At 50.1% G+C, this 25,581-nt stretch carries 26 protein-coding genes and 1 pseudogene; 8 read left to right on the forward strand and 19 right to left on the reverse strand.

All coding sequences use genetic code 11. The annotated features are described in order from the left end of the window. Window positions 1-38: 38 nt before the first annotated feature. A complete protein-coding gene (locus tag NP589_RS15140) occupies window positions 39-3,146 on the reverse strand; it encodes an EAL domain-containing protein (protein WP_256607744.1) in 3,108 nt (1,035 codons plus the stop codon). Between the two features lie 12 nt (window positions 3,147-3,158). Between NP589_RS15140 and NP589_RS15145 the strand changes: the two genes are divergently transcribed. Beyond that, window positions 3,159-3,284 carry a hypothetical protein gene (locus NP589_RS15145; RefSeq protein WP_256607745.1) on the forward strand — a complete coding sequence of 42 codons (126 nt, stop codon included), beginning with the start codon at window positions 3,159-3,161 and terminating at the stop codon, window positions 3,282-3,284. Here the strand turns inward: NP589_RS15145 and NP589_RS15150 are convergent. Continuing rightward, complete coding sequence (locus tag NP589_RS15150) at window positions 3,281-3,565, reverse strand: hypothetical protein (protein ID WP_256607746.1); 285 nt, start codon at window positions 3,563-3,565, stop codon at window positions 3,281-3,283. The genes NP589_RS15145 and NP589_RS15150 overlap by 4 nt on opposite strands. Window positions 3,566-4,015: 450 nt before the next feature. Between NP589_RS15150 and NP589_RS15155 the strand changes: the two genes are divergently transcribed. Further along, window positions 4,016-4,327, forward strand: coding sequence for a hypothetical protein (locus NP589_RS15155; protein WP_064007616.1), 312 nt, complete (start codon window positions 4,016-4,018; stop codon window positions 4,325-4,327). A gap of 15 nt (window positions 4,328-4,342) precedes the next feature. On the opposite strand, the gene NP589_RS15160 is transcribed toward NP589_RS15155, so the two are convergent. Continuing rightward, entirely contained in the window at window positions 4,343-5,161 is an 819-nt protein-coding gene (locus NP589_RS15160; RefSeq protein ID WP_256607747.1) for a thermonuclease family protein, read from the reverse strand. A gap of 17 nt (window positions 5,162-5,178) precedes the next feature. Here NP589_RS15160 and NP589_RS15165 point away from each other — a divergent pair, with 17 nt between their 5' ends. Then, a complete protein-coding gene (locus tag NP589_RS15165) occupies window positions 5,179-5,724 on the forward strand; it encodes a DUF1415 domain-containing protein (protein ID WP_256607748.1) in 546 nt (181 codons plus the stop codon). A 198-nt stretch (window positions 5,725-5,922) separates the two neighbouring features. Then, window positions 5,923-6,321: a bacteriohemerythrin gene (locus NP589_RS15170; protein WP_256607749.1), complete on the forward strand. Its 399-nt coding sequence runs from the start codon at window positions 5,923-5,925 to the stop codon at window positions 6,319-6,321. Between the two features lie 60 nt (window positions 6,322-6,381). Here the strand turns inward: NP589_RS15170 and NP589_RS15175 are convergent, their stop codons facing one another. Beyond that, complete coding sequence (locus NP589_RS15175) at window positions 6,382-7,083, reverse strand: TPR end-of-group domain-containing protein (RefSeq protein WP_256607750.1); 702 nt, start codon at window positions 7,081-7,083, stop codon at window positions 6,382-6,384. Between the two features lie 83 nt (window positions 7,084-7,166). Here NP589_RS15175 and NP589_RS15180 point away from each other — a divergent pair, with 83 nt between their 5' ends. Next, window positions 7,167-7,493, forward strand: coding sequence for a DUF2288 domain-containing protein (locus tag NP589_RS15180; protein ID WP_256607751.1), 327 nt, complete (start codon window positions 7,167-7,169; stop codon window positions 7,491-7,493). Here NP589_RS15180 and NP589_RS15185 read toward each other — a convergent pair. Further along, window positions 7,435-8,094 (reverse strand): HvfX family Cu-binding RiPP maturation protein, encoded by a 660-nt coding sequence (locus tag NP589_RS15185; protein ID WP_256607752.1) that lies wholly within the window; start codon window positions 8,092-8,094, stop codon window positions 7,435-7,437. The genes NP589_RS15180 and NP589_RS15185 overlap by 59 nt on opposite strands. Window positions 8,095-8,136: 42 nt before the next feature. Between NP589_RS15185 and NP589_RS15190 the strand changes: the two genes are divergently transcribed. Continuing rightward, window positions 8,137-8,481 carry a cupin domain-containing protein gene (locus NP589_RS15190; RefSeq protein WP_256607753.1) on the forward strand — a complete coding sequence of 115 codons (345 nt, stop codon included), beginning with the start codon at window positions 8,137-8,139 and terminating at the stop codon, window positions 8,479-8,481. Window positions 8,482-8,540: 59 nt separating this feature from the next. Here NP589_RS15190 and NP589_RS15195 read toward each other — a convergent pair whose 3' ends face one another. Next, window positions 8,541-9,824 (reverse strand): DEAD/DEAH box helicase, encoded by a 1,284-nt coding sequence (locus tag NP589_RS15195; RefSeq protein ID WP_256607754.1) that lies wholly within the window; start codon window positions 9,822-9,824, stop codon window positions 8,541-8,543. Window positions 9,825-9,975: 151 nt separating this feature from the next. Here NP589_RS15195 and NP589_RS15200 point away from each other — a divergent pair, with 151 nt between their 5' ends. After that, window positions 9,976-10,338, forward strand: coding sequence for a PilZ domain-containing protein (locus tag NP589_RS15200; RefSeq protein WP_256607755.1), 363 nt, complete (start codon window positions 9,976-9,978; stop codon window positions 10,336-10,338). A 32-nt stretch (window positions 10,339-10,370) separates the two neighbouring features. Here NP589_RS15200 and rapA read toward each other — a convergent pair whose 3' ends face one another. Next, window positions 10,371-13,133, reverse strand: a complete 2,763-nt coding sequence (gene rapA / locus NP589_RS15205) for an RNA polymerase-associated protein RapA (protein ID WP_256607756.1) — start codon at window positions 13,131-13,133, stop codon at window positions 10,371-10,373. A 198-nt stretch (window positions 13,134-13,331) separates the two neighbouring features. On the opposite strand from rapA, the gene NP589_RS15210 reads away from it, so the two are divergent. Then, window positions 13,332-13,769: an NUDIX domain-containing protein gene (locus NP589_RS15210; protein ID WP_256607757.1), complete on the forward strand. Its 438-nt coding sequence runs from the start codon at window positions 13,332-13,334 to the stop codon at window positions 13,767-13,769. 44 nt (window positions 13,770-13,813) lie between these two features. Here NP589_RS15210 and dapB read toward each other — a convergent pair whose 3' ends face one another. The 12 genes and pseudogenes from dapB to NP589_RS15265 all read right to left on the reverse strand — a co-directional run. Further along, window positions 13,814-14,620, reverse strand: a complete 807-nt coding sequence (gene dapB / locus NP589_RS15215) for a 4-hydroxy-tetrahydrodipicolinate reductase (protein WP_256607758.1) — start codon at window positions 14,618-14,620, stop codon at window positions 13,814-13,816. A gap of 3 nt (window positions 14,621-14,623) precedes the next feature. After that, window positions 14,624-15,763, reverse strand: coding sequence for a molecular chaperone DnaJ (dnaJ, locus tag NP589_RS15220; protein WP_256607759.1), 1,140 nt, complete (start codon window positions 15,761-15,763; stop codon window positions 14,624-14,626). Window positions 15,764-15,805: 42 nt separating this feature from the next. Next, the gene (locus tag NP589_RS21765) at window positions 15,806-16,099 is read right to left on the reverse strand and encodes a type II toxin-antitoxin system RelE/ParE family toxin (RefSeq protein WP_371929676.1); all 294 of its coding nucleotides are present in this window, start codon (window positions 16,097-16,099) and stop codon (window positions 15,806-15,808) included. Continuing rightward, window positions 16,096-16,320, reverse strand: coding sequence for an addiction module protein (locus tag NP589_RS15225; protein ID WP_256607760.1), 225 nt, complete (start codon window positions 16,318-16,320; stop codon window positions 16,096-16,098). Before NP589_RS15225 ends, NP589_RS21765 begins: the two co-directional genes overlap by 4 nt. Window positions 16,321-16,377: 57 nt before the next feature. After that, window positions 16,378-16,542 carry a hypothetical protein gene (locus NP589_RS15230; RefSeq protein WP_256607761.1) on the reverse strand — a complete coding sequence of 55 codons (165 nt, stop codon included), beginning with the start codon at window positions 16,540-16,542 and terminating at the stop codon, window positions 16,378-16,380. Between the two features lie 340 nt (window positions 16,543-16,882). Continuing rightward, window positions 16,883-17,842 (reverse strand): hypothetical protein, encoded by a 960-nt coding sequence (locus tag NP589_RS15235; RefSeq protein WP_256607762.1) that lies wholly within the window; start codon window positions 17,840-17,842, stop codon window positions 16,883-16,885. Between the two features lie 61 nt (window positions 17,843-17,903). Beyond that, window positions 17,904-19,838, reverse strand: coding sequence for a molecular chaperone DnaK (gene dnaK, locus NP589_RS15240; protein ID WP_256607763.1), 1,935 nt, complete (start codon window positions 19,836-19,838; stop codon window positions 17,904-17,906). Between the two features lie 71 nt (window positions 19,839-19,909). Beyond that, on the reverse strand, window positions 19,910-20,551 hold the full coding sequence (grpE, locus tag NP589_RS15245; RefSeq protein ID WP_256607764.1) for a nucleotide exchange factor GrpE: 642 nt from the start codon (window positions 20,549-20,551) through the stop codon (window positions 19,910-19,912). 50 nt (window positions 20,552-20,601) lie between these two features. Beyond that, window positions 20,602-21,642, reverse strand: a complete 1,041-nt coding sequence (hrcA, locus tag NP589_RS15250; protein WP_256607765.1) for a heat-inducible transcriptional repressor HrcA — start codon at window positions 21,640-21,642, stop codon at window positions 20,602-20,604. A 554-nt stretch (window positions 21,643-22,196) separates the two neighbouring features. Continuing rightward, on the reverse strand, window positions 22,197-22,526 hold the full coding sequence (locus NP589_RS15255; RefSeq protein ID WP_064007598.1) for a glycine zipper 2TM domain-containing protein: 330 nt from the start codon (window positions 22,524-22,526) through the stop codon (window positions 22,197-22,199). A 236-nt stretch (window positions 22,527-22,762) separates the two neighbouring features. Continuing rightward, window positions 22,763-25,084 carry a TonB-dependent receptor gene (locus NP589_RS15260; protein WP_256607766.1) on the reverse strand — a complete coding sequence of 774 codons (2,322 nt, stop codon included), beginning with the start codon at window positions 25,082-25,084 and terminating at the stop codon, window positions 22,763-22,765. 229 nt (window positions 25,085-25,313) lie between these two features. Next, window positions 25,314-25,581 (reverse strand): annotated as a pseudogene (locus NP589_RS15265) (hypothetical protein); the annotation flags it as partial.

Raw genomic sequence — 25,581 nt, forward strand, 5'->3', positions numbered from 1 at the left:
ATTACTGGACACGGTGGTTTCAGTGCATATCTAGCAAACTATTTAGCTAGTAATTTCTCAAATTCCTCGGCGGCTACCGGTTTGGACCAAAAATAGCCCTGCCCATAGTCGCAACCGATTTGTTCAAGCAGTTTACGCTGATTTTCGGTTTCCACCCCTTCCGCAATGACCTTGATGCCTAGCTTGTGCGCCATAACAATCATGGCTTCGCACAGCACCATATCATTTGAGTCGGGCATTAGGTTACGCACGAAAGACTGGTCGATCTTAAGATAATCGATGTCAAACTTTTTCAGGTAAGACAGTGATGAATAGCCGGTGCCAAAATCGTCTAGCGCCACCTGCATGCCGTTATCCCGCAGAGCCAGCAGTTGCGCCCCAATTTCATCCCGGGTTTCCATCAATAAGCTTTCGGTAATTTCCACGACTATGCTTTGTCCGGATAAACCCAGCTCTTTTAAGTAAGCAAACCAGGGCGTGTGATTTTCAGTCTCGGCCTTGAACTGCACGGGCGAGGTGTTGACACTGATCTGGAATTCCGGGTAATGGGTTGCCCGAAAACGAACGGCTTGCTCGGCTGCCTGACGAAATACCCAATCGCCAATCTGAATGATCTGCCCCGTGTCCTCGGCGATGGGGATAAAGTCGGCCGGGCTTACCAGGCCGAGTCTGGGATGTTGCCAACGAATCAGTGCTTCCGCTTTACAAACGCCGCCGGTTGCCAGGTCCACGATCGGTTGGTAATAGACTTTGAACTGGTTATCCGCTAACGCGACATGCATGTCATTGCTGAGCCGCATGCGCGCCGTGGCGGCTTCGTGCATGGCGGGCGTGTAATAGTGAAAACGGTTCCGTCCCTGGCGTTTGGCGGCATACATCGCCTGATCGGCGTTTTTCAGCAAGGTTGAGGCGTCGGCAGCATCATCTGGATAAATGCTGACCCCGATACTGGCGGAAATATAAGCCATTTCAAAACCCAGTGAGTAAGGTTCCGCCAGTTTGTCCAATAGTTTGTTGGCGATTTGTCCCACACAGTTAATATCGTCCAGTTCATTCAGGATAATGACAAATTCATCCCCGCCGAGGCGGCCGATAACGTCTGATTCTCTGACGCAATGCGACATGCGCTGAGCGGCTTCCTGCAGCAAGTTGTCGCCAATTTCGTGGCCCAGGCTATCGTTCACATCCTTGAAGTGGTCGAGATCGATGAACATTACCGCCATATGCTTCTTGTCGCGACGCACTTTCTTGATTTCCTCGTTCATCCGCTCATACACCATGCGTCGATTAGGCAGTTCGGTCAACATGTCGTAGTTTGCTTGTCGCCAGATTAAATCTTCGCTCGCCTTCTCCTTGCTGATGTCCGAGAACAAAGCCACACGCCGGTGAATGGCACCATCTTCCTGGAAGATAGTATTGATAGTCAGCCATGCCGGAAATATCTCACCATTTTTGCGACGGTTCCAGATTTCTCCTTGCCAGGTTCCGGTTGCGGCAAGCGTATCCGACATTACCCGGTAAAACGCTTTATCGTGATGGCCGGAGCTGAGGATCGTCGGCTTTTTGCTCAGGGCTTCCTCTATTTCATAGCCCGTGACCAGGGTAAAGGCGGGGTTGACGGTAATAATTTGGTTGTGCGCATCGGTAACCATCATGGCCTGACTGCTGGCTTGATAGACTTGAGTAGCAAGGCGCATTTCATCTTCGGCATATTTGCGCTCGGTAATGTCGGAAATCATTGCAAAAGAACCGGCAAACTTACCTTCATTGTTCTTCAGCGGTGTGCTAGTGATTGAGCACCAACACACACTGCCGTCTGTGCGCCGGAGACGGATTTCATAAAACCCGCCCACCCCTTGTTGACGCCTTGCCATCTGCTGCTCTAAAGCAGGAATATCTTCCTGAAAAACGAACTCTTTGACTATGCGACCCAGCATTTCTTCAGGGCCGAAACCCAACATTTTGCTAATCGCGTCATTCACGAACGTAGTTCGCATGGCGGCGTCTATAGACCAGATGCCCTCATTACTGGTCTCCACGATACGCCGGAAACGCTCTTCACTCTCGGCAAGCGCCATATGGATACGTTGCCATTCACTGACATCTTCGACGATAGACCAGATATAGTTTTGCCCGTCCGCACCGCTGATGAGCATGCCGTTAAGACGGATAGGAATCAGACTGCCATCCTTGCGCCTGTATTCTTTTTCGTATGGGCCGTAGTGCCCCTGGCGGCTCAGCAACTCCAGCTGCATTGCCTCCTGTGCCTCATATTTCTTCGGCGTTAGTGCCCAGTAATCTAAATTCTGCAGCTCGTCAGGGGCGTAACCGCAGATATTGTGAAACGCCTCATTAAATCTGACGTAGCGGCCTTGCATATCAGTCAACGCAATACCCAGCGGAGATAACTCGTATAACCCCCGTAATTTCGCTTCACTTTCCTGCTGGCGCTGATTATTTTCATAACTCAAGATCATGCTTAGCGCAATCATCATGCCCAGGAAGCCCAGCCAGGCCAAATTAACAAAACTAATAATGGACAAGCGGACCAGAATACCTTGCACGAGACAGGCAAACAAAAATCCAAGCGCCAGCAGCATGCATAAATGTGCGCCGCTAGGCTGACGACGATAGAGCCCGCCCAATGCGTAAAACATATAGACAAACCCCAACAAAGTTGCCGTAAGGCCTAGGTAAAACCAGCGACTGAGAACGCCGATCACAAAGGTAAACGATTCGCTCCACGGTAAACGAAATGTGTCAAGCCCGGTGATATGGCTATATTGCAAACTGTAAGGTTGCGTGAGATTAAGCACAAACAGAGCGACATACACGATGACCAACGGCACTAGAAAATATAGCGGGCGCGTTTTCGTATACAGACAAACGAAGCCGAGCAACAGCAAGTAAAACAGGCTACTGAACGCCAGGCTCCACTTTAGTGCAATAACAAACACCGCAAGATTTTGGGCGTGTAAGGTAAAGCCATGAGAAATGGCAAACAAAAATCCCGTACCAGCCAGAGCGGAAAGAGTGATTTGCGAAAGATCCCTTGGCTGACGCAGGCCGGTATACAAATGAATAATACTCGCGTATAGACAAGAGCCGGATAACAAGTAAAGGCTAGGAGTAACGATATTTGTCATTAGGATACTGAGATGCAAAAAATGGTTAGGGTCGGGCTAATATCTTTTGTTATGTTCTTCGAGCACGGCATCGCGGCCGTCCCAAGCGGGCTGAATCTCAAGAATTTGCGGTTGGATGGCGAAAAAGAAATCAACTAATACGGGATCGAAGTCATTTCCCGTAGTGTGCCGGTGTTGCTTACCGCAGATTCGATTGACCAAGCGTCTTTATAAAGTCTTTTCATTGTGATTGCATCGAAAACATCAACGAGAGCGGCGATACGCTTAGGGATTGCTGTCCCCACCAACCCTGCCGGGTTTTTACAAAGAATGTCAAAGCCGATCTGCGGATGAACCTCATGATTAACTACTCCGCAGGAATCAATACCCCATTTTCTTTGAATTCGACCAGATATACCGACTTTGCCGCTATCTTGCATGGGTGCCGCAAGTTCTATCCGTCTTCATATCTCCCGGTTCCGAGCATAAGTTTTGATAAGTGCACCGGCATAGGCGGCCACTCGCCAGATATACACCCCGGTATCGCTATCGTTGTAATGGCCTGCCGCCCTATAAACAACTTATTTCAAAACAAAAAACCGTGGATCTATCGGCAGCCCGACTTTTACATCAATATCCAAATTGTTGACGACGACTGATCAACCGCTTCGCTTACCAGGAACTTTGTTCAGTTATATTGCATCGGAGAATTAAGTTTGATTGAGCATTTTGGCGAGTGCATTTAAAATCCCGACCTAAATGCTCAGATTTTCTTGATGAATTTATTATTTTGGTCGAATGCTATTTAGGAACTGTTTTTTCAACATTAATTCGCCGGTTGTCCCCAACAGCATGAGCATATGCGGCGGCATAGGCCAGTGGTAGCCACTATGATGACTAGCGATGATTCGGCACGCCGCCGAGGGGCGCGCCGTCAACAAGAACGCAGGACTAATCCGTTCGCCTTCAATTCAGCGGAGTGGGTCGCTTTCGTTCAGCAGCAATATGTGCTGTGGCCAAAACAAGACCGACGGGTATTGGATCGTCGGCGCGCCGAGCGCCGCGAGATCGATCGTCGAGCGGGACTGCGCGATGCGGAGCGGGAAATCCCGTTTCAACGCACCCGCTGGTTTTCGGCTGAGCACATCCTCAACGACGAAGAAAAACTGATGATTCAGGCTTTATTCGCGGAAGAAGAGTAACAAGCCAGGCCAGCATCAACGCAACACGATGTCCGCCGGATGCCTGGCCTGCACGGCAAAACGCTGTTTCGAGCGTTTGACCCACCCCCTCACTTCCACGTCTTTACCCACATAGGTCTCCAGCGGCGGAAACAGCCCGGCCGAAATTGGCTCCACACTGACGGATACCGTATCGGAGAATTGCAGATAGCTGTGTTTAGCCGTCTTTTTGACCCCGCGAATGCGTCCGGTTAAGCGCTTCCAGCCCTGATAATTGTTCTCATCGAGTAATTCGGCGGCCAGCGGCGCATAGGCATCTTCACCCCAAATCCCTAGTCTAGCTTGCTCGGCACTGCGCTGAGCGGCGAGCAAGGTGTCGAGATACCTGAAGTTCGGCGGGTAAATGTTCACCGTCGCCAAACCGCGTTTCACCAGTTCCAGGTTGATATGCTCCTTGTCTTCGCTAAACACGTAGGCCAAGGTCCGCTGATATTTGTCCTGTTTTTCCACATCGCCCTGCAGGAATACCTTGCGATGCTCCAACTTCTGCTTCAACCAGGCCTTGGCCTGCGCGCCGCCGGCTTCGGCGGACTTATTGCGACCGGCAACCTCCGGCGTATTGATCCCTAAAAAACGGACTTTCTGGCCGTCGCTTAGTAAGATAGTATCGCCATCGAACACTTTTTCTACCCGATAGTAGGTAACGCCGGGATCGATGCTTACAACTTTGGCGTTTTCATTGCCATGATCGGCATAATGGCGGCGACCTTGCTGATCGGTCCATTGATAAACTTCGGCGTTTAGTAAAGCCGGCAATAACGCCAACAGCCAAAGACAGTGTTTAGTGCTTTTCATCATTTTTTTCGATCATCATGAATAACCAACAGATTATCTCCGCTACTCAGGCTTGGCTAAAAACTTTTGTTATTGAATACAATATCTGCCCGTTTGCCCGCCGCGAGCAGGAAAGAGATAGTATTCGCTATCAGGTTGTGTCGAGCAACAGCATAGAGGATAGCCTGGAAGCGGTGATTGCCGAGTGCGTGCATCTCGATTCCGAACCCGACACCGAAACCACCTTACTGATCTTTAGCGAAGCATTTGCCGACTTCGAGGATTTCCTGGATTTGCTGGCTATCGCCGAGCAATTACTGATTGATCAAGGTTACGAAGGCATCTATCAACTGGCCAGTTTTCACCCGGACTATTGCTTTGCGCAAACGCCGACAGACGACCCCAGCAATTACACCAACCGCTCCCCTTACCCCATGCTGCATCTGATTCGCGAAGACAGTATCGAAAAAGCCGTAGCCAGTCATCCGGACCCGGAGGGTATTCCCGAGCGCAATATAGCGCTTACCCGCAAATTGGGCCTGGAAAAACTGCGGGCGATTGTAAATGCCTGCTACCAACAATAGTGAAAAAAGAATTAATTTAGGGGCCGAGTTAAAGCTGCTGAGCCATGCATAAGACCGGCAGCTTGCAATAGGCCCGGCATGGTCTACGCTTTACCTTGCAAGTAGTTCTTCATGGGTGGCATGGATGCAAAAAAATCCGGGTGGTTTGTTAATCGAGCCATCCGGTTTTTTTTGGGCGTAATTTATCAGGCGGGACAGATGCTGAAATGGGACAGTAAATACGAGCTTGGCAACGACCGGATAGATGCGGAGCATCGCATCTTTCTGAGTTTGATTGTGGATTTCCACGACGCGGCCGAACAAGATACGCCCAAGGACAAATTGCTCAGAATATTCAAAGAAATTTGCAAATATGCCGAGTTCCATTTTCTCAGCGAAGAAAATATCATGATAGATCACCGCTATCCTGAGCAGGAGCACCACATCAATTCTCACGCAAAATTGTTGGCGGAAGCCAACAACAAACTGTATCAATTGCAATCGGGCAGTATCAGTGCCGATCACGCCTTTAACTTTCTGTTCAATTGGTTTGCTTTTCATACCTCATCCGAGGACAAAAAACTGGTTGGCTATATTGAAAGTAGCGCAGATAAATAACCCTATCCGGGCGATGCAAAACCCCGCTCTCGCGGGGCCTTAATCTGAGATAGACTTAACTCAAGAGTAGTAATCAAAGTCCTCTTTTTTCTCTATCTTGAAGCCCGGCTCTACATTGATTTCAATATCCTTGAGTTTGGTTTTTTCCGGTGCGGGCGTGGCACGAACCTCCTCCATAAACTCCTTGAACCACTGGGCGTTGATCACGCCTGTCATGTCTTCGTCTTGCAATATATTTTGCTCGTCGGGCAAACTGCCAAAGTCCCTAGCGGTTTGCAACGCCGCCAAGCAGGCATCGTTATCACCGCGTAAAGCATAAACGCAGGCCAGATTGTAAGCCGCGCTGCCTTTTTGAATACCACAAGCCTTTTCGAAAAAATCTTCCGCCAAATCGTATAGATCTGGCTTGGCTGCTTCCGAGCTAATGCGAGCCAATTCCATGAACGCCACGCCGCCGTCTATCGCCGCGCCCAAATAGTTAGGCGAAATCAGCAAGCAAAACGAAAACTTGGAAATGGCGTCTTCGTAAATTTCGATAGCTAGTTTCGGCTCTTGAGTCCGGGCCTCATGCAATAAACCAAAGCCCCAGTGATACAGCGCTTCGGAAACAATCAAATGGTCGGCAATTACATTAGCAAAGCCTTGATACGCACCCTTGTATAGTTGCTCGGCTTTGCTGCCTTCGCTTTTACGGGCCTGGGCAACTTGCTTGATCGCCGCGTCCAGGGTGGAACGCTTTTTAAATGAACTCAATAGCGACATCGATGAATCCTCACTTCTGTTTTATAAACCGGGTTACGATAAAATAGCTGGGCATACTACAACATCCCAACCGGAAAATGTTAATGAACGACTCACTCCCCGATCTGGAAAAAGCCAAGGTGAATTTGGAAACTTCGTCCATTCCCTGGGCCGAGTTGCAACGATTTTTCGCAGCCGGGCTGGCAATCGCGGTAGCGGCGGACCTGGATCTGGTCGAAGTGGCTTACCAGTTTTCGCGCGACAATAAAACTCAGGTCGCACAATGGCTGGATGCCGGCCAAATCGGTCATGTTTCGGATCGACAGGCCGGCGAATGGATCAGCGCCAACAGCTCGGTTTGGGCTGTTGTAGTCAGGCCCTGGGTGCTAGTTCAGGCAAGTATTTGCGAGCCAACCAATAGTCCGCGCTGACAAACCTGCCGCCGCCCAAAAAAAACAGCGCCAGCAACATGACGAAATAGGTGGCGGCAAACTCAATTCCATTATTCAATATCACCAAGGCGCCGTTCTCGGTCAGCCATTGATAGTCGCCCTGCACCTGTAAAATTTCCTTGGCGCGCTCCAAGCGTTCTATCGCCCCTATCGTGCGTTCGGTGGCAAAAATGCCGCTACCGGTGGCAATGGCCAACCAACCGTTTTGGATATGCGCGCTGATGGCGGCCACCACCATGATTATCATCAACGGCAATGTGATCGGCCGGATGGCAAAGCCTAACAATAAAAACAAGGCGCCGACAATTTCAAATAGCGCGACCAGAAATACCAGCACATAAGGCGCCGGCAAACCCAAGCCCCATTCGGCGTTACCGAACCATTCGGCCGTGTCGGAAAAATTTGCGAATTTTTTGGTGCCCGCCATCCAAAACACCGGCGCCAAATAGAGCCGCAGCAACAGCGGCGCCAAAAAATCCACGCATTTAGCAGTATCGCAACTGCGTTTGGACAGTTGCATAATTCCCGGTAGTTTATCGATGACCACCGCCATTAACGAAGTAAAAGACGTATTATTCATTTTCATTCCCCTCCCCCAATTTTTTATTATGTACCCGCTTTTATGAACATCAGCAGTTCGTGCATTTTTACAGACATTCCAGCTCAGTTGCCAATAGAATTATGCCAAACCTTGTTTAGCAAGCCTACTATTCGCATCGAGCGCATTGTTTCCAAGGGTCATTGCAGCGCCGAAAACGAGTGGTACGACCAAAATCAGGACGAGTGGGTGATATTGTTACAAGGCGAAGCCAGGCTCACATTTGCCCAATCCGCACCTGTGGACCTAAAGCCGGGCGACTATCTGCTGATTCCGGCGCATTGTCGGCACCGGGTGGAATGGACCAATCCGGACATTGAGTCGATATGGCTGGCGATTCATATATTCGAGGCGCCGACTGCGGAATAAACCGGCATTCGGCAGGAGGAGTTGTCGTGCCCACGGCCGGGCACGACGAGGCAAACTGCTTAGCGGGGCTTGGCTGTTTGCGGACGCGGTTTACGAGAGTTGGGCGCGCGTTTAGCCTGTTCCCCCGGCCGGCCATTCTGCGGCCGCCTGGCCGGCTTATTCGGCTGGGCCGGTTTTGGCTGCGGCTTGCTGTTCGTCACTGCCAATGACACGTTCGGATAGCCGGTATCATCGACGCGCGGAATCTGCCTTTTCAACAGCTTCTCGATAGCAGCCAACAAATAAGCCTCTTCCGGATCGACCAGCGAAATTGCCTGACCTTCGGCGCCGGCGCGGCCGGTGCGGCCGATGCGATGCACATAGTCTTCCGCTACTTGCGGCAAATCAAAGTTCACCACATGCGGCAGTTGATCGATATCCAAACCGCGCGCGGCGATGTCAGTGGCGATTAGTGCGGTAATTGCACCATTTTTAAACTCCTCCAAAGCCCGAACCCTGGCACCCTGACTCTTGTCGCCGTGTAAGGCCGCGCAACGAATCCCATCCTTGATAAGCTGTTTGGCCAAACGATCCGCGCCGTGCTTGGTGCGGACGAACACCAATACCTGCTGCCAATGACCGTTGCCTATCAGATAGGACAGTAATTCGCGCTTGTATTCACGGTTAATGCCGTACACCAACTGCGAGACGGTATCGGCGGCGGCATTGCGTTTGGCGACGGCTATTTCAACCGGATCGGTGAGGATTTGTTCGGCCAACGCACTAATTTCCGGTGCATAAGTCGCCGAGAACAGCAGGTTCTGGCGTTTATTGGGCAACAAAGCGATGATTCGACGAATATCGCGAATAAAGCCCATGTCCAGCATTCGATCGGCTTCGTCGAGTACAAAATACTCAACCTTGGATAAATCCAGATGCTGTTGCTGAATTAAATCCAGCAATCGTCCGGGCGTAGCAACGACAATATCGGTGCCGCGCTGGATCTTCTGAATCTGCGGATTAATACTGACGCCCCCGTATATCGCCTCGGCAAAAAACGGTAAATGCTTGCCGTAAGTTCGGACGCTTTCATAAACCTGCATCGCCAATTCGCGGGTCGGCGTCAAGATCAATACCCTAACCGGACGCGGCTTTTGCGGAACCGGTTGTTCTTGCAACAGCTGAAGAAGAGGCAAGGTAAATCCGGCGGTTTTGCCGGTGCCGGTTTGCGCGCCGGCCAGCACATCGCGGCCTTGTAAAATGACCGGAATGGCCTGCGCCTGTATCGGCGTCGGGGTTTCATAGCCTTGCTCGGCAACCGCCTTAAGTAGTTGCTCGGATAAACCCAATTCTGAAAATAACATGCAAAAACCTTATGTTATGCCCGTAATTAACGGGTGTATGAATAGAAAAGATATGGCATGATGAACACACCTAAAGTAGCAAAAATTAACTTTGCACCTACAATAAATCCTCGATAGCGTAGCCGCGATTCTTCAGCAGGGGTCAAAACAAATGAGTTTCGAAAAACGAATACACCGTAGAGTAAAACCTAGAGGCCTACAGGCAGGCATTATTTTCCACAGCAGAACAGCCCGGGAAATTTCGCTGAATGCGGAAATTCTGGACATCAGCTACAGCGGCATCCGAGTTAAGCTCCAAGATCCCATTAGCGCGGATGTTGCCGGCAAGGTTAAAATCACCATGGTACTGCCGGAATCCGGAACGCCGTTCAGTGTGCACGGCATTCTGAAACATCAAAATGTCGACTCTGAATGCGGCTTGCACTACGTAGACCACGTCGAAGGTTCTATCGACGACCTAATGTTTGAATGCATCGAACTCGACGACACCACCGTGTTGATCAAAACCGTTTAAACAACACCGCTGCAGAAGACCCTATCGTCTAGCTAACTGGTAATAACGAACCGCACCGCGTCCAGCCGCAACTGAGTTTCCTGTATGCTTTCGTGCGAGAGCATGGTCATTTCCTTGAGCTGCTCGATTTCCTGCTCCTTAATACCGGGATTAATCTTTTTCAGCCGTACCAAACGTTTGATTTCGCCGGTTAGCGTCGCAATCATCAGATTACTGCTTTCCGCTATCAACTTCTGCATTTGCGCGCCCGCCAACTGTTCAGCGACTTTGATCATGTCTTGAATATGTTGGCGCTGGCTGTTCAAAAACTGACTGATTTGCGCCTTATCAAAACTATCGCCGGTCTCGACCAGGCTGTCGTGGCTAATGACAAGCGTTAGATCTTTTTTATGCTGATCGACTAAAACGCGTAACGGTGTATGCGGTAAAAACCGACCGATTTGTAACTCGGCGGGCGCACTGCATTCCGCAACAAACAAAAGCTCCAGCAGGAATTGGCCGGCTTTGAGCTGCGGATGTTTGACCACACTCACAGCGGCATTGCCGGTCTCGCTGGACAACACCAAATCCATGGCCGACAACACCATCGGATGCTCGGCGGTCAAAAACTGCATGTCTTCCCTGGCCAGCGCGATGTCGCGATTGACGGTTACCGTCAAACCGTCGTCTTGCAACATCGGAAAATGGGCAATGCGTAGATTTTCGCTGGGCCACAGGATATGGCAATCGCGCGAATGATCTTCGACATCGACGCCATAACAATCGAACATGGCTTCCATAAACGGCCACAAATTCCCGTCGCGTTCGCCGGCAGTAATCTCTGCCACCAGCCGCGCGGCTTCTTGCGGACGGCAGGAATTTAGTTCCAACAGCAAATCGCGGCCTTTATGTAGCTCTTCTTCCACCTGACTGTTCAAAGCCTTGGTGTTGGCGATCAAGGCCTCGACTACAGCCGCATCGCGGCTAAGCAACGCGCTATCGCGGGCTTCGCCCAGCAACTTCAGGACTTGCGCAGCACCCGAACAGTTATGCCGGAATGCGTCCAGGCCTTCGTCGTACCAGCGGAATAACACGTGCTGAGTGCTATCGACCAGGTATGGAATATGGATTTGAATCACATGCTTCTGCCCGATTCGGTCCAGACGGCCGATGCGTTGTTGCAGCAAATCCGGATTTTCCGGCAGATCGAACAGAAACAGATGGCGCACGAATTGAAAGTTGCGCCCTTCGCTACCGATCTCCGAACAAATCAACACTTGAGCCCGGCTCTCTTCGTCGGCAAAAAACGCCGCCGCTCGATCCCGCTCGACGATACTCATACCTTCATGAAACACTGCTGCGGTATGCCCAACATGCTGCCGCAACAGTTGCTCCAGCTGAATCGCGGTTTCCGCGCGCTTGCAGATTAACAGGGCTTTTTCGTCGCCCAAGGCTTTCAACTGCCCGACCAACCAATGCAGATACGGACTGTTAGCTAAATCCGCAGTCTCTTCACCTTGCAGCGGATAAGCATGGCGTTGCCGATCCGGAAAACCCTGCACCGTTTGCCGGGAGTTTCTGAATAAAATCCGTCCGGTGCCATGATGATCGAGCAATAATTTGATCAATTCTTCCCGTGCGTTGGCTTGGCTGTCGTTGACCTGTTGCAGCAGTTTGTCGACATTGTCCTGCTTTAATAAATTTTTCAATTGCTCCTGCTGTTCGGCATCCAGCGCTGCGCCGGCAATCAGCAAATTTGCGAGCCGGGCCACCGGCTCAAACTGGCTTTCTTCCCGCAGGAACTGCTCGAACCGATAAAAACGGTCGGGATCGAGCAAACGCAAACGTGCAAAATGGCTTTCCTTACCCAATTGCTCGGGCGTCGCGGTCAACAGAATCAGGCCCGGAGACGCCAGGGCTAATTGCTCGACAAACAGATAATCGGCGCTGGGTGCGTCTTCGCTCCATTCCAGATGATGCGCCTCATCGACCACAACCAAATCCCAACCGGCATCCAAGGCTTGTTGCTGGCGATGCGGAGAATCGGCAAAGAAGCGCTGGCTGCACAACACCAACTGCTCGCTGAGAAACGGGTTCTCGTCCGGACTGGCAAAGCAACGGCTTTCGTCGAAAATGCTAAACCGCAGATTAAAGCGGCGCAGCATCTCCACCAACCATTGATGCAGCAGGCTTTCCGGCACCAAAATCAACACGCGCTTGCTTAAGCCGTTGATTAGGCGATGCTGAATGATCAAACCGGCTTCTATGGTTTTACCCAAACCCACTTCATCGGCCAGCATAATGCGCGGTAAGGTGCGGCTGGCGGCTTGATGGGCAATATAAAGTTGATGCGGAATCAGCGAAGCGCGCGCACCCTGCAAACCTTTGGTAGCGGCTTGTTGGTGCTGTTGCTGACGCCGCCAGGTTTCGTAACGCAGTAAAAACCAGGCGGTCGGGTCGAATTGGCCGGTGAATAAACGATCTTGCGGTTTGTTAAATTGAATATGATGGTTAAGTTCCATCTCGTCGATTTGCTGCAACTGTCCGTCTTCATCGATACCGATGTAGGTCAACAAACCGTTGTGCTGCTGCACCTGTTGCACGCTGATTTTCGCGTAATCCGCCGATTCGATCACATCGCCTTCGTTGAACTGCACCCGAGTCAAAGGCGCGTTATCTCTGGCGTAAACCCGCCTGTCGCCGGTCGCTAAAAACAATACGGTGACACGGTTAAATTCAGCATCCATCACCATACCTAAACCGAGTTCGGATTCGGTATTACTAATCCAGCGTTGGCCGGGAATAAACTCATTCATGTTTTACTTCTTGGAAATGTAATTCGACTTTAAAAGCGCTGCGTAAAGCAGCCGGGATGATATGAAAAGCGGATTAATTCATGATTAATTTGTCGAGGAAAAAGAATCGAGAATTTCAGCAACGCTTGAAAACATGGTTAAATTTAGCAGAAGACTCATATTTTCAATGCACTAAAACTCATCATTATCAGGAACACCATGGCCAAGCCGATCACACCCTTGTTAGCCGCCGATATTTTGATCGAATTGATTGATCATCCGCAGCGCCCCTTCGTGTTGATAGAGCGGAAATATCCACCCTACGGCTGGGCGGTCCCTGGCGGATTTGTCGATGTCGGCGAAACACTAGAGCACGCGGCAATCCGCGAAGCCAAGGAAGAAACCAGCCTGGATGTGGAACTAACCGTATTGCTGGGCCTTTACTCCAATCCGCAACGCGACCCGCGCAATCACACCGTCACCGCCGTCTATCTGGCGCAAGCCCATGGCACGCCGATGGCGGCAGACGATGCTAAAAACTTCGGTTTATTCAACTTCGAGAATCTGCCAAGCGTGTTGGCTTTCGATCACGCTCAGGTTATTGCGGATTACCGGCATTATAAACTGACTGGCGAGGTAACGCCTCTACGAATATAAGACTTACCTGATCCACTGGCCTGCGGACTGGGTTTAAGCGCTGCTCAGCTTTTTAGCCCTAACACGTCCTGCATATCGAACAGGCCGTTTTGCTTGTCCGCGAGCCAAATTGCGGCCCTTACCGCACCGTTGGCGAAGGTCATCCGGCTGGTGGCTTTGTGGGTTATTTCCACCCGTTCACCTTCGTCGGCAAACATCACGGTGTGCTCGCCGACTATATCGCCGGCGCGAATGGTGGAAAAGCCGATAGTTTTGCGGTCACGGGCACCTGTGTCGCCTTCCCGTCCGTAAATGGCGCAATCTTTTAAATCGCGTCCCAACGCGGCGGCAACCACTTCGCCCATCCGCAACGCAGTACCGGACGGCGCGTCGACTTTGTGGCGGTGGTGAGCTTCTATCACTTCGATGTCGGTATAGTCGCCCATTACCTTAGCCGTCATTTCCAGCAACTTTAAGGACAGATTGACGCCGACGCTGAAGTTCGGCGCGATGACTATCGCCACATCCTGGGCAGCCTCGGCAATCGCGGCTTTTTGCGCATCGCTGTAACCGGTAGTGCCGATCACTACTTTCTTGCCGGCTTGCCGACAGATCTCGATATAACTCATAGACGCATCAGGCCGGGTAAAGTCGATCAACACGTCAAACCTATCAGTTAGTGCCGCCAAGTCGTCGCCGACTTTAATGCCGGCCGCCGCGATGCCGGCCAACTCGCCGGCATCCTTGCCTATTGCCAAACTATCCGGGCGGGATACCGCTACCGTTAACTCGGCGTTTTCCGCCGCCAGCGCGGCTTTCAGCAGACATAAACCCATCCGCCCGGAAGCACCTACAACCGCAATCCGCACCATGATTTACCCTGTTAATTTATCGAAGAAGTTTTTAACGCCATCCATCCAGCTGTGCTCTTGCGGGCTGTGGTGTTTGCCGCCGCCGGACAAGGATTCGCCCAACTTCTCGATCATGGCTTTCTGTTCTTTGGTCAGATGTACCGGGGTTTCCAGTTGCACCTTGCATAACAAGTCGCCGACTGCACCGCCTCTAACCGGTTTCACACCCTTCCCACGCAGACGGAACATCCGCCCGGTTTGGGTTTCCGGTGGAATTTTCAGCATAACTTTGCCGTCCAGTGTGGGAACTTCAAGTTCGCCGCCCAAACAAGCGGTTGTAAAACTAATCGGCACTTCGCAATACAAATTCGCACCATCACGGGTAAAGATCGGGTGATCCTTGACCTGCACTTGTACGTATAAATCCCCGGCTGGTCCGCCGTTCGCACCCGCTTCCCCTTCTCCGGCCAAGCGGATACGGTCACCGGTATCGACACCGGCCGGCACTTTGACATTTAGTGTTTTGGTTTCCTGGACTCGGCCTTGTCCGTAGCATTTCGGGCAAGGATCCTTGATTTGCTTGCCGGTACCGCGACAGGTCGGACAGGTTTGTTGCACCGAGAAAAAGCCTTGTTGCATCCTGACCTGGCCATGACCATGACAGGTGTTGCAGGTAACAGGGCTACTGCCTTTTTTGGCACCGCTACCGTTACACTCGGTGCAAGCCACCAAAACCGGCACTTTCACGGTCGCTTCGGTGCCGCCAACCGCTTCTTCCAGGGTCAACTCGAGGTTGTAACGCAAATCGGCGCCGCGTTGCACGCTGCTGCGCTGTTGCCGACCACCACCGAAAATATCCCCGAACACATCGCCGAAGATATCGCTAAAGTTCTCCGCCCCGCTAAAGCCACCACGACCGCCGCCCATTGAGGAGTCAACACCGGCATGACCGAATTGATCGTAGGCCGCGCGTTTTTTAGGGTCGGACAGAACCTCGTAAGCTTCCTTGACCAACTTGAATTTCTTCTCCGCTTCCTCCGGATTATCGTTATTTCTGTCGGGATGAAATTTCATCGCCATCTTGCGATAGCTCTTCTTAATCTCGGCTTCGCTCGCGTTGCGATCCAGTTCCAGCAGTTTGTAAAAGTCTTCTTTTGCGGCCATTTAAATGTCTTCGGTATTATTATTCAGTGTTGATATATTCAGTTATAACCGGCCTAACCAGTAATCGGGCCTTCGTTTTTTATGTGAAACCGCCAAAACTTGTACGCCGGCATGATTATCCCTAAAGATAATTCGATAAGGAAATTTAAGCAGAGAAACCGCCCGGATGTTAGGTTTTCGCTCAACTCGATAACGTCCCGGCATATTGGCAACGCTAATCATAAAACTCTCAAACTCCGCCAAATAAGCGGCACCCAAACCTGGCTGCCTTGATTCGTAAAAACCGATAATTTCCAAATGTTCATGCTGAGCGCCGGGGTGAAATCGATAATTCATTTCAACAATAACCGCGCTTTAGCGCTGACTTCCTCCGCAGAAATTAATTCGACCGAACCTTGATCTATTTCATCGGCGCGTCGTTGAGCTTCATCCAGCCAAGCTTCATGCAATTCAGCATCGGAGAGGTTTTCTAAGCTTAACAATAAATTATGAGCAAGTTTGGCGCGTTCCGCCGCAGGAAGATTAAGAGCTTCGCGTTCGATTACCGTGCTATCCATTATTCTTACCTCAAAAAACACCTTGGAAGTATGTACTCAACCAAATACGCGATCGAATTATTTTTCGACTTCCTCGTGGGAAACAGTCCCTTCGGTTTCTGCCCTAGCGAGTCCTTGCTGAATTTCAGCGATGACATACAAATGGTATTGAATATCTTCATAACTGCTTTCTTCAGGCAGCCTATTCAATAATTCTTTGACTTCCGTAACAGCAGTTTGCATATCTACCTCGCAAAAACAAAAAGGTACGCGGTGCGACTAAAAATACTAATACTTCGGTTCATTTCAGCCTCGTGTAAATACTTTCTCATCGAATCGATTTATGCCAACCAATATTAAATCAAGGTAGCTCCGATTAGCGATAGCGTAATCGGAGGAATGTTTTTATTCAAAACGTGCGTCCGATTACGCTATCGCTAATCGGACCTACGCGGGCTACAAATATTGACGATATTATTCATTTCAACCTCGTACAGTAGAGTTTTGGCATAGCCGACTATTCGCTTTTCATCTATAAATTTATTACGCGGGGTTTATCAACCCAGCCTACGAACAAAATAACCTATGGAGTAACGACTGCATCAAACCACTCACCACTTGAATCTAACTTATGCCAACTACCGGACTTTGAATACGTATTGCAGTACCCCAAATTCGCAGCTATAAGCTGGGAGTTTAAACGATCTAAGCACTTAACAAGTAAATGAGATTCTCCATCCTTTTTCTCAAGGCCAGGAGAACCTCCACACCATAACGCTTCATGAGAAAGCTCATTTCTAGTTTTATAAATCTGCTCTACCCGTTCAGGAGAAGATTCAATGCCAAATTTTTCAATCAACTTACCGAACCTCTCCTTATGCGTTACACCACCACCTTTGCCACAAGTGTTGCACTTCTCCGTTGATTCAAATCTTGATCGCTCATTATTAAAGTTATAGATGGCATCAAAAACCATATACTGATACATGAAAGACTCCCACTCCCATTCACAACATTTGGCTTTGCCATATATAAACAAAATATTTGTAATAGCCTTTCTTTGTTTCTTATTAAGAGCCTTCCAAAACTCGTACGCTAATGATAAAAAATCTATTCGAGCACTCCGATCAACTGCCAAATAGTTTCTCTTATAATCAAATAAAATCCTTCCCTCAAATCGCCAACCATCAAATTGAAGCCTAGTTTCGAATAAATAGGCCAACAAGTGGATTAAGAAACCGGCATCTTCATGCCTTATATTTCCGCTATCCAATGGGTTTTCAATATACAAAGTGTGTGAAGGTGGCAAGTAAAACATTTGGGCGGGTCTTTTTGTCTGCGGGACAGGTCGCCACTGATCCTCTTCATCCTCTAATGATTTAACTGACTCTTCTGCGAGGGGAGGATAAATATAGCCATCTTTATGAGCGTACGTATTTAGCCTATCTAAGTCATCACTAAAAGATTCTTTAAGCTCAAGACAACCACCCGCAAAACTTATGGATTCTGAGCAGTTCAAAAATCCAAATGATTCAGATGCCAAATTCCGCTCCTTAACACGTAAAAGGCGGACAGCTCTCACCATCCACCATCCGCCCTACGCATTATTTCTTGTCGTCCTTAACTTCTTCAAATTCGGCGTCGACAACATTGTGATCATGCTCGGCGGCAGCTTCCGCCGCGCCAGCCGCATGCCCGGCCTCAGCACCGCCTTCCGCGCCTTTTTGTGCGTAAACGCGCTCGGCTAATTTGCCGGATAACTCGGTCAAGGAGTGGGTTTTAGCTTCAATTGCCTCTTTATCGTCGGATTTCAGTACCGCTTGCAGGTCTTTGACCGCCGATTCGATAGCCGATTTTTCGTCGCTGCCTACTTGATCACCCAATTCTTTCAAAGACTTCTCGGTGGCGTGAATCATGCCTTCCGCCGTGTTCCGCGCCGACACCAGTTCTTTCAGTTTGCGGTCTTCGTCGGCATGTAATTCAGCGTCTCTCACCATGCGTTCGACTTCTTCATCCGACAAACCACTGGAGGCTTTAATCACAATGGATTGTTTTTTGCCGGTGGCTTTGTCTTTAGCCGACACGTTCAAGATACCGTTGGCATCGATGTCGAACGACACTTCGATTTGCGGAATGCCGCGAGGTGCGGGCGGAATGTCCTGCAAGTCAAAACGACCTAAGGATTTATTGCCAGCAGCCACTTCCCGTTCACCTTGCAACACATGCACGGTCACGGCGGTTTGGTTATCGTCCGCAGTCGAGAAGGTTTGTGAAGCATTAGTCGGAATCGTCGTGTTTTTCTCGATCAACTTGGTCATTACGCCGCCCAGGGTTTCGATACCCAATGACAGCGGAGTCACATCCAATAGCAGCACGTCCTTAACGTCACCGCCCAATACGCCGGCTTGAATCGCCGCACCCAACGCTACCGCTTCGTCAGGGTTAACGTCTTTGCGCGGCTCTTTGCCGAACAATTCTTTCACGAACGCTTGCACTTTCGGCATCCGGGTTTGACCGCCCACCAAAATCACATCGTTGATCTTAGACGTTGAGATACCAGCATCTTTAATCGCTTGCAAGCAAGGGCCTTTGGTTCTCTCGATCAGTTCGTCAACCAGCGATTCCAGTTTGGCGCGGGTCAGTTTCACGTTCAAGTGTTTCGGGCCGGACGCATCGGCTGTGATATACGGCAGATTGATGTCGGTTTGTTCAGCTGACGACAATTCGATTTTGGCTTTTTCCGCCGCTTCTTTCAGACGTTGCAAGGCCAAAGGATCATTGTGCAAATCAATGCCGCTGTCTTTTTTGAACTCGCCGGCCAAAAAGTCGATGATACGCAAGTCAAAGTCTTCTCCGCCCAGGAAAGTATCGCCGTTGGTGGCCAATACTTCGAATTGGTGTTCGCCTTCGATTTCGGCGATTTCGATAATGGAAATATCGAAAGTACCGCCACCCAGGTCATAAACCGCGATGGTGGTGTCACCTTTGGGTTTGTCCATACCGAATGCCAACGCCGCCGCGGTCGGCTCGTTGATGATGCGTTTCACGTCCAGACCGGCGATCCGGCCGGCGTCTTTGGTGGCCTGACGTTGCGAGTCGTTGAAATACGCCGGCACGGTGATGACCGCTTCGGTAACTTCTTCGCCCAAAAACGCCTCGGCGTCTTTTTTTAGTTTCATCAACACGCGTGATGAGACTTCCGGTGGCGCCATCTTTTTACCGTGGCATTCCACCCATGCATCGCCGTTGTTGGCTTCCATGATTTTATAAGGCACCATTTTGATGTCTTTTTGTACCGCGTCTTCTTTAAAGCGACGGCCGATCAAACGTTTGATCGCGAACAAGGTATTTTCAGGGTTGGTCACCGCCTGACGTTTAGCCGATTGACCGACCAATACTTCGTTGTCGCCGGTAAAAGCGATGATGGAAGGCGTGGTACGCGCGCCTTCGCTGTTTTCGATAACCCGCGCGGTGCCGTTTTCCAGTACTGCGACGCAGGAGTTAGTGGTTCCTAAATCGATGCCGATCATTTTGCCCATTGATATTCTCCAGACTTGAATTGGTAATAAATTAAAAAGTTGTTAGCGATATGCGGTTGATCGTATTAATTTCAAGCCTGCTCATCGATTTTTGCGCTATCAGCCGGTTTGTCGTCGGCTTTGGCCACAACTACCATGGCAGGACGCAGCAATCGGCCATTCAACACATAACCTTTTTGGAAGACATTCAATACGGAATTAGGCTGCGCGGTGGCACTGGGTTGCATGACCATAGCTTGATGCAATTCGGGATTGAAGGGTTGACCAAGCGGATCGACAGTTTCGATATTAAACTTGGCAAATACAGACTCAAATTGTTTGATGGTCAATTCGCTGCCTTCGCGCAATTTCACTATTTCCGGGCTATCGCCGGTTGCCGCTTGCAGGCCTAATTCCAGGCTATCCAGAACACTCAGCAATTCTTTCGCAAATTTCGCCAGACCGTATTTGCGTTCGTCGTCCAAGTCTTTTTGCACACGTTTTTTTAAATTTTCCATCTCAGCCATGGTGCGGATGGCTTTATCCAGATTGGCGGCGGCCTGTTGTTGGGCTTGTTCCAATTGTTCCTGCAAGGCTTCCACAGTGACTGCGGCGTCAGTGCCAGACGCTTCGTTAGCTTGTTCTTCGGCGTCGATAGGCTTGGTTTGTTCCAAGACTTCGGCGATCAAATCGCTATCCGATTGTGGTTCGTGGCTAGATTGCTGATGACTCATTACTTACTCCATGGTTCTAAATTCTTAGGTTGGCCTAACGATAGGGCCATTTATTTGGGATTCAAGGCCGCGCCCAATAATTTTGCCGTCACGTCCACAAACGGAATGACTTTCTCGTAAGCCATGCGGGTCGGTCCTATCACGCCCAACACCCCTACCACTTCGTCATTTACCGAATACGGCGCAGTCACCAGGCTACAGTGATCGAATGCGCTATAGCCGGACTCTTCACCGATAAAAATCTGCACGCCCTCGGCCTGTAAACACTGATCCAGTAGATGAATCACGCCGCGCTTTTGGCTGAACGCTTCGAACAACTGTTTAAGACGCTCCATATCCGACAACTCGGAAAAGCCCATTAAATTCGTTTCGCCGCTCAACACATAATCGTCGTTGGGTTGCTCGGTAAAGGTAAGCTGTGCCATGTTCACCGCGTCTATCATGCCTTGGTTGACCCGGCGCTGATCCTGCTCCATTTCCTGCACAATAAGATCGCGAATTTTCGCCAGGCTACGACCGGAGTAAACCGAATTCAAATAGTTGGCAGCCTGCTGTAATTCGGCGGGGCTAAACTGCTTGTGGGTGTGGATAATTTTGTTATGCACTTCTTGGTCATCGGTGACGAAAATCACCAACACCCGCGTATTGGACATAGGCAGGAATTCGATGTGCCGCAATGTCACGCTTTCCCGGCGCGGCAAAGTCACCACGCCGGCCATCCGCGTCACGTCCGACAGCAATTTAGAGGCCTTGCTCAACACATCACTGGCTTTATCCGCCTCGCCTTTCAAGCCATGTTGCAGTTGATCCAACTCGCTGGATGCCAAAGGCTTGACCGTTAACAAACTGTCGACGAACAAACGGTAGCCACTCACGGTCGGCACTCGGCCAGCGGAGGTGTGCGGGGAATGGATCAAGCCCATTTCTTCCAGATCCGCCATCACATTGCGAATACTGGCCGGACTAAGCTTTAGTTGCGGATCTTTAGACAACAATCGCGAACCAACAGGCTGGCCGTCCTGGATATAACGTTCAACCAAGGTTTTTAATAAATACAGCGATCTTTCGTTTAAATCTTGTCCGCCAGCCACGTCATCCCCCAAATTCCGTTAGCACTCGATATTGGTGAGTGCCAGACAGCAAAGCTATCAGCTGGGTCCAGCATTGTCAACGGCTTGAGCAGGTAATCAATAAACTAAGCTCTACCACCACATTCAAGGTCTAGCGTCGAATCTCCGGAAAATCTGTTTCATCAAGAACTGATCGACGGGCAGCTTTTTTCGGATCTACAATTTTTTAGATCCATCTTCGATATAGTCGAAAAGCGGGCAATAAAAAACCCTGCAAGTCTTGCGACTTGCAGGGTTTTGATCGATCCAGCGTTTAGTTATCCGGACTGTATAACAGGAACGCAAATTGACAATAAACCGCTACTGCCAGTGATATCAAGCCCCCATTTGGGAAAAAGACAACACATAGTAGCTATAGTAGACAACGACAAAAAACAACAATACATTCAATAACTTTTCCACTCTACTGTATTGCTCTTGTTGATATTTTTTACCATTTTTTATTCTCATTTTGTCCTCCTGTCGCATGAGCTATCCAAAAATTCAGAGCAGGTTAATAAATTGGCTGTCATTATTTAACGACTCATACCATTGCCGATCCAAGCGCCCGCGGCGGCACCGATGCCGGCTCCCAACGGATCGCCCTTACTCATCTCGTAACCCGCCACACTGCCTAACGCGCCACCTACCAAGCCCTGAGTGGATCGTTGGTCGTAACTGTTGTAACGCGGCGCGGGCGGTGGCGCAGGGACATATTGCACAACCCGCCCCGGCACATACACCCGCTCGACCTCGACATGACGATCATGGTGGTGATGTTTGTGATGCCCACGCCCGTGTCCATCAGCCATGGCTAACGGCGAAACCAGCAGACCAATTGCAACAATACTTGTCACTCTGAACATAAAAACACCTTCTGTAGAGATTAATTCATCTTATGGATCGATTTTAGAAGGCAATGTTTAAGCCTTGATTAGGAACAGATTAAGAACAGATGAAGATGACAAAACCAACGCTTACATCGCCAATTTTTGTGAACTGTGCACGCTAGACAAGCACTCGAGTCGCTAATAGCCTTGCTTCCGAATATTCAGCAACTTGCGAATATCCGAGAACTGACAATCAACAAAGCAATAGCCCCCTAAAAACTGTAAGAAATTTCCCCATAAACGGTGCGGCCGGCCTGTTGGTAAAACACCGAATATTCCCGGTCCAACAAGTTGTTTACTGAAAACGACAGATCGATATTTTTGGTCGCTTGATAGGCGATACGCGTATCGACCAGGAAATAAGGATCGTAGCTGCCTGGCCGGCCAGTCAGCGAGTCGGCGTTTAAGTCGTTAAAAGTCGGCTGGCTGACATAACGGCCGATAATACCTCCCGCCCATTGATCGTATTTAATGTCCAAACCGCCACTGAACATAGTCTGCGGCAGTTGTTGCATCTGCTTACCGACGATAGCGGGGTTTGCAGTATTTTCGGTAATAATCGAATCGTTCAGGGTGTACGTGCCATTAAAATGCAGCCAGTCCCAATACAAGCGCTGCCTGAGTTTTACTTCAACCCCCTCAACTTCGGCTTTGCCGGCATTCTGTTTTTCAGCCAATATTTGGTTGTTTAAACTGATCCCAACGGTTCGATTGTAGATGAGGTCCGATATGTAATGATGAAAATAACTGGCTGCGATAGTCGTTCCCGCAAAAGGATTAGCCTCGCCGCCCACTTCCCACGAATACATTTTTTCAGGTTCAAGATTGGCATTGGGCTCGGTGATAGTCGCGGAGGATATGGTGCTGCCGTAAAGCTCGAAGTTAGTGGGCGGCCGAAACGCCCAGCCGGTTGACGCGAACAATTTATAACCATCGGCGGGAAGCCAAGTCAAACTGAATTTGGGGTTAAATTGCCCAATAGAATGCTCTGGATAGCTACGATTGAATGCCGGCGACGCATTCATGTTCGAACCCGATGTCGACCAATCGTCGTAGCGAACCCCCAAATGAGCAATCAGATTTTTCCTTAGCCACAATTCGTCTTGCAGATAGGCCGAATAAATACTGGATTCGCCTTTGCTCAATGCCGTCAAACTTGTGGTGCTATCGGCGTTTCGCCAGTTACCGAGATTATATCGGGACTGTCCTTCCAACGTAGTTTGACTGGAACCAAAGCCTGCGGTGACAAAATTTCTGTCCTCCCATAGGAACGGAAAACGTAAGGAGACATTGCCGTCGATGCGATTACTGGGAGTCAACGTTATAGTGCCGGTTCCACCGTTTAACGTTGCCGACGTACCGGGACTGGTGGAGGATGTTTCGGTTTGCATATACTGAAAATCGACATTTAATTTTATATCGTTGCCAAAATCGTGTTTCAGATGGGCGAAATAGCGCCGGGTATCTTCAATACCTGGCAGAAAATGCATAAACGAGTTTTCGCTTACCGCATATCGTCTGCCGCCAATATTGAGGTTGCTACTGCCACTGCCGATATTGATAGGTGTGCCGTCGAGTCTGGTCAGATAACTGTTATAGCTGCCGCTATCGTTAGTCTCGCCTCTGCTCCAACCCATGCCGCCGTCGATTTGGGTCTGCGGACTTAAATCGTAGTAAAGATGTAATGACGCGTTGTTCTGTTCCCACGGACGCCGGCCCTTATCGCCGATAATGAATTGCGGTGTGCCAGAATTGCTGGTGGTCGGAATGGCGCCGGCGACGGGTATCGAGCCGCCTGTTAAAGCGGCGCCGCCTCTATTCACAGTCACATAGTCCGATACGGCCCAGTTATCACTCTCCATATGATTGAACGTTAAAGAAATACCTAAGCCGTTTGCAAAGCGATCACGGTAGCGCCCCTTGATGCCCCATTGATCGACAGCTGCTCCGCCCGCGCCAAACGTTAATCGACCTTCTCGCTTCGTGGGGACTTTGGAAATGATGTTGACCACGCCGCCCATCGCACCGCTACCGTACAGCGCGGAAAACGGCCCTGGCACATATTCCACCTGCTGCGCGTCATCCATATTCAAGATGTTCCAATCGACATTGCCATTATTGGGCGTATTTACCGGCAAACCATCCATCAGATACAGCGAGCGGTTGGTGCCGCCGATACCATGAAAACTGGAAAAACTGGTACTGGAACCCGGAAAGTGCGTGCCGTAGGCACCACCACGCAAATAGATACCGGGAATGTCTTTTAATGCATCGCCCAACCTTTGCACCAGCCGGTTTTCGGTGTTTTCGGTGTTGATGACACTGACATTAGCAGGGGCCATGGCCGTGCTCATTTCCGAGCGGGTAGCGGTCACTACCGTAGTACCCAGCGTGTCGTCATTCATTATCAGATTGTCGGGTTTTGCGGTGTCTGTTTGCCCCGCGGCAGTTTGGTCGCCGTCTTCCGCCAGGATTTGATTGCTGTAGACCAGATTGCTCAAGGCCAACAGCGTTATTACTTGTAATCGAGACAAAGTCACTTCCTCCTTTAATCCACCGTTAAACAAAAACGGCGCTTCATGGTTATGTTGGATTAATTTTTAATTTTTCTTACATCAAGAGCAGACCGCCTCCTTGTATTTCGTCTATCGAGGCGACGTGCTAAAACCCCGTCGCTCCCGCAAAAGCGGGGATCCGGACTTCAGGTTTTCTTGGACTCCCGCCTTCGCGGGAACGACGAAGCCAGGACCTCTCGGGCTGCCCTTAGGTTTTTTGCTTGCGCTGCTCCCAACTGCCGCGCAGATAACCCGCAGCAAACAACAATAAGATCGCCAAGCTCAACCACCAGCTTTGCGCCGAGCTCAGCGTTGGCTGCTGTTCGGCGTTTTCGCTGGCGGTTTTCTTCTCCTCCATCTCATAGCCTTCCAACGGCTGAGTTGCGTTCGGCGCGGCTTGGGCTTGAGACCGAGCGGGTGGCTGCTGACTTGCTTGCTGGGCCTGACCAGGCTGGGGCGGTTGCGCCGCTGGCGCT

Source organism: Methylomonas rosea, from assembly GCF_024505055.1.
GTDB lineage: Bacteria > Pseudomonadota > Gammaproteobacteria > Methylococcales > Methylomonadaceae > Methylomonas > Methylomonas rosea.

Bases quoted from the DNA above. Each gene is read 5' to 3' on its own strand.
- NP589_RS15145 (WP_256607745.1), top strand. From the start codon at position 3,159: ATGCAAAAAATGGTTAGGGTCGGGCTAATATCTTTTGTTATGTTCTTC.
- NP589_RS21765 (WP_371929676.1), bottom strand. From the start codon at position 16,099: ATGAATTATCGATTTCACCCCGGCGCTCAGCATGAACATTTGGAAATT.
- NP589_RS15180 (WP_256607751.1), top strand. From the start codon at position 7,167: ATGAACGACTCACTCCCCGATCTGGAAAAAGCCAAGGTGAATTTGGAA.
- NP589_RS15155 (WP_064007616.1), top strand. From the start codon at position 4,016: ATGATGACTAGCGATGATTCGGCACGCCGCCGAGGGGCGCGCCGTCAA.
- NP589_RS15170 (WP_256607749.1), top strand. From the start codon at position 5,923: ATGCTGAAATGGGACAGTAAATACGAGCTTGGCAACGACCGGATAGAT.
- dapB (WP_256607758.1), bottom strand. From the start codon at position 14,620: ATGGTGCGGATTGCGGTTGTAGGTGCTTCCGGGCGGATGGGTTTATGT.
- dnaK (WP_256607763.1), bottom strand. From the start codon at position 19,838: ATGGGCAAAATGATCGGCATCGATTTAGGAACCACTAACTCCTGCGTC.
- NP589_RS15175 (WP_256607750.1), bottom strand. From the start codon at position 7,083: ATGTCGCTATTGAGTTCATTTAAAAAGCGTTCCACCCTGGACGCGGCG.
- dnaJ (WP_256607759.1), bottom strand. From the start codon at position 15,763: ATGGCCGCAAAAGAAGACTTTTACAAACTGCTGGAACTGGATCGCAAC.
- NP589_RS15230 (WP_256607761.1), bottom strand. From the start codon at position 16,542: ATGCAAACTGCTGTTACGGAAGTCAAAGAATTATTGAATAGGCTGCCT.
- NP589_RS15195 (WP_256607754.1), bottom strand. From the start codon at position 9,824: ATGTTATTTTCAGAATTGGGTTTATCCGAGCAACTACTTAAGGCGGTT.
- NP589_RS15150 (WP_256607746.1), bottom strand. From the start codon at position 3,565: ATGCAAGATAGCGGCAAAGTCGGTATATCTGGTCGAATTCAAAGAAAA.
- grpE (WP_256607764.1), bottom strand. From the start codon at position 20,551: ATGAGTCATCAGCAATCTAGCCACGAACCACAATCGGATAGCGATTTG.
- rapA (WP_256607756.1), bottom strand. From the start codon at position 13,133: ATGAATGAGTTTATTCCCGGCCAACGCTGGATTAGTAATACCGAATCC.
- NP589_RS15190 (WP_256607753.1), top strand. From the start codon at position 8,137: ATGAACATCAGCAGTTCGTGCATTTTTACAGACATTCCAGCTCAGTTG.
- NP589_RS15255 (WP_064007598.1), bottom strand. From the start codon at position 22,526: ATGTTCAGAGTGACAAGTATTGTTGCAATTGGTCTGCTGGTTTCGCCG.
- NP589_RS15140 (WP_256607744.1), bottom strand. From the start codon at position 3,146: ATGACAAATATCGTTACTCCTAGCCTTTACTTGTTATCCGGCTCTTGT.
- NP589_RS15165 (WP_256607748.1), top strand. From the start codon at position 5,179: ATGAATAACCAACAGATTATCTCCGCTACTCAGGCTTGGCTAAAAACT.
- NP589_RS15210 (WP_256607757.1), top strand. From the start codon at position 13,332: ATGGCCAAGCCGATCACACCCTTGTTAGCCGCCGATATTTTGATCGAA.
- NP589_RS15160 (WP_256607747.1), bottom strand. From the start codon at position 5,161: ATGAAAAGCACTAAACACTGTCTTTGGCTGTTGGCGTTATTGCCGGCT.
- NP589_RS15225 (WP_256607760.1), bottom strand. From the start codon at position 16,320: ATGGATAGCACGGTAATCGAACGCGAAGCTCTTAATCTTCCTGCGGCG.
- NP589_RS15185 (WP_256607752.1), bottom strand. From the start codon at position 8,094: ATGAATAATACGTCTTTTACTTCGTTAATGGCGGTGGTCATCGATAAA.
- NP589_RS15200 (WP_256607755.1), top strand. From the start codon at position 9,976: ATGAGTTTCGAAAAACGAATACACCGTAGAGTAAAACCTAGAGGCCTA.